Origin of the sequence: Spongiactinospora gelatinilytica (genome assembly GCF_003236385.1) — a bacterium.
Classification (GTDB): domain Bacteria; phylum Actinomycetota; class Actinomycetes; order Streptosporangiales; family Streptosporangiaceae; genus Spongiactinospora; species Spongiactinospora gelatinilytica.
Map to the genome: position 1 here is coordinate 1 of NZ_POUA01000588.1, position 2,964 is coordinate 2,964.

At 75.4% G+C, this 2,964-nt stretch carries 2 protein-coding genes; both read right to left on the minus strand.

Features of this window, described 5'->3' with window-relative positions:
- Window positions 1-86: 86 nt before the first annotated feature.
- Entirely contained in the window at window positions 87-2,318 is a 2,232-nt protein-coding gene (locus C1I98_RS37335) for an acyl-CoA dehydrogenase family protein (RefSeq protein WP_111171974.1), read from the minus strand.
- A gap of 98 nt (window positions 2,319-2,416) precedes the next feature.
- On the minus strand, window positions 2,417-2,964 hold a 548-nt coding region (locus C1I98_RS42260), incomplete at its 5' end, for a hypothetical protein (RefSeq protein WP_158558367.1).

The window sequence follows — 2,964 nt, forward strand, 5'->3', positions numbered from 1 at the left end:
TGGTGGGCCTTTCTGGGCGGGGGGCTGGGTGCCCGCCGCCGTACCTGGCTCATTCCCTCCTGCCGGGTGTTGCCACTCCTGCCGGGTCAGCCGCCCGGTTCGGGGTCTCGGGGGAGGCCGAGCATGCGTTCGGCGATGATGTTGAGCTGGACCTCGGTGGTGCCGCCGTAGATGGTCATGGCGCGGGTGGCGAGGATCGCGCGCGTCCAGTAGCCGGCGTCGCCGAGTTTGGTGTCGGCGGCGGTCACCGCGGCCGTGCCGAGCAGCGTGACCGCGCACTCGGCCACGCGCTGGGCGTGCGCGGTGGACAGCACCTTGCGTACCGACGCCTCCGCGCCCGGCTCGCCGCCCGCGAGTTGCCTCAGGGTCACCCGCAGCGCCAGCGCCTCGATGGCGTGCGCCTCGCAGACCACCGCGGCGATCTCGGCGCGCTCGGCGGGCGACGGTTCGCGGCCGAGCCGCCCGACCAGCCCGAGCAGGTCCGGTACGGCCGCGCCGGACCGCCCCGGCCCCGACGACAGCAGCACCCGCTCGTTGGACAGCGTGTTGCGGGCCACCCGCCACCCGTCGTCCACCGCGCCGACCACCTGGTCGTCGGGCACGAAGACGCCGTCCAGGTAGACCGCGTTGAACAGGGCCTCGCCGGTCATCTCGGTCAGCGGGCTGACCGTCACGCCGGGGGACTTCATGTCCACCAGGAAGTAGGTGATGCCCTCCCGCTTGGGCTTGTCCGGGCTGGTCCTGGCCAGGCAGATGGCCCACTCGGCGGTCTTGGCGAAGGACGTCCAGACCTTCTGCCCGGTGAGCCGCCAGCCGCCGGGCGCGCGCTCGGCCCGGGTGGCCAGCGACGCGAGGTCCGAGCCCGCGCCCGGCTCGCTGAACAACTGGCACCAGGCCAGCTCGCCGCTCAGCGTGCGCGGCAGGAAGCGCTCCTGCTGCTCGGGCGTGCCGTACATCGCGATGGAGGGCACCATCCACGCGCCGATGAGCATGTGCGGTGTGCGCACCTTGGCGGCCCGCAGTGCCTGGGCGATGAGCACCTGTTCCAGCGGGCCCGCCGCGCGGCCCCATGGGCGGGGCAGGTGCGGCATGACGAACCCGGCCGCCGCGACCGCCCGGCGCTGCGCCGCGCCGGACAGGCGGGCGACCTCGGCGACCTCCTCGCGCAGCCGGGCCCGTACCGGCTCCGCGCCGGACGGCAGGTCGATCCGCATGGAACGGCTCACGCCGCCCAGCGCATGCCCGGCCACCGCCGAGGCCCAGCCCGCCGAAGGGCCGAGCAGCGCGCGCAGCGTCAGCGCGCGGCGGTAGTACAGGTGCGCCTCGTGGTCGTAGGTGTAGCCGATGCCGCCGAAGGTCTGGATGGCGTCGGCCGCGCACCGGACCGCGGCGTCGGGGGCGGTGACCCCGGCCACCGCGGCGGCGAAGGCCGCCTCGTCGCCCTGCCCGGCGGACCTGGCCGCGTCCCAGACGGTGGCGCGGGCCTGTTCGAGCGCCACCAGCATCCGCGCGATCTTGTGCTTGACCGCCTGGAACTGCCCGATCGGGCGGCCGAACTGCTCGCGCGTCCTGGCGTGCCCGGCCGCCGCCGACACGCACCAGGCGGCGACCCCCGCCGCCTCCGCGCCGAGCAGGATCGCCGCGAGGTCGTCCATCCGGGCGCGGGTCAGCCCGTCGAGCACCCGCTCGGCCGGTACGACGAGCGCCGGCACCGCGACCATGGCCACGCCGCGGGTGAGGTCCAGGGCGGGCAGCGGCGTGACCGTCACGCTCTCTCGGGGCAGCGCCACCCACTCCTCGCCCTGCTCGGTGCGCACCGGCAGCACCAGCACGTCGGCCTGCGCGCCGCCCGCCACCGGCTCGGCCCTGCCGTCGATGGTGAGCGTGCCGTCGTCGTTCCTGGTGCCGGTGAGGCCGCCGCCGCTCAGCGCGACCGCGCCGGTCAGGCCGCCGCCGGCCAGGCCGGGCAGCAGCTCGGCGGGGGCCTTGCCGGTCGCGGCCGAGATCGCGGCGGAGGCCAGGACGGTGGGCAGGTAGGGGCCGGGGGTAAGGCGTTCGGCGAGGGCCTCGACGACGATGGCGGTCTCCAGCAGGCCGTAGCCGGAGCCGCCGTACTTCTCCGGCAGGTGCAGGCCGAGCAGGCCCTGACCGGCGAGGGCGTGCCAGAACGCGGGCCGCGTGGTCGCGTCCTCCGGCCCGGCCTCGGCGGAACCGGCGGCGACCGCCGCGCGGACGGCCTCGGCGGGGACGTGCCTCTCCAGCCAGCCGGACACCGAATCCCGTAGGGCCTGGTGTTCCTCGCTGAATCCGATCGCCATCGTCCACCTTCCCCGCGTGCTGCTCCGGCCGGGCATACCGGCGCTCGCAGAATCATATTCTGGTGCGGACGCCCCCGGGAGACGTCCGGAAATCCCGCTCAGCCCGGTCTGACGCCGTTGACCACCTTAGAGATGTCCGGCCACAGCGCCTTGCGGGTGTCCGGAACGCTCATCAGGACCATGCCGGGCCTGCGCTTGCCGGTGTCGGCCACGACGATCGCGGCGCGCGAGGTGTGCTTGGCGCCGCCCGCCCGGTAGGTCACCGTGTAGGTGAGCACCCACCCCTTGCCCGTGGTGAGCCGGCGCGAGCCGGTCCAGGCCAGCGTGGAGCCCGGCGGATGGTGGGCGCCCAGCGACCACCTGGCCCCGGCGGCGGCCGCCGCGCGCAGCGCGGCCTCCCCGGACGGCGACGCGTGCGCGGTACCGGGGAGCAGGCCGGACACCAGCATCGTGTAGGGCACGCGCCACTTGCCCGCCCGCTGTGCCCGGGAGAACGGCGAGGAGCCGGGGATGGTCCAGGGGGCGGCCAGCCGGGGATAGGCGAGCCCGGCCTTGGGGTCGTCCACCAGGCCGATCACCGTGCTGCCCGTTCCGGCGTGGGCCGGCAGGCCCTTGGACTTCGGAACCGGTGGCACGGGCGGCACGC

What these genes read in the sequence shown, in the direction of transcription:
- C1I98_RS37335 (WP_111171974.1), bottom strand. Translation starts at nt 2,318, where the DNA reads ATGGCGATCGGATTCAGCGAGGAACACCAGGCCCTACGGGATTCGGTG.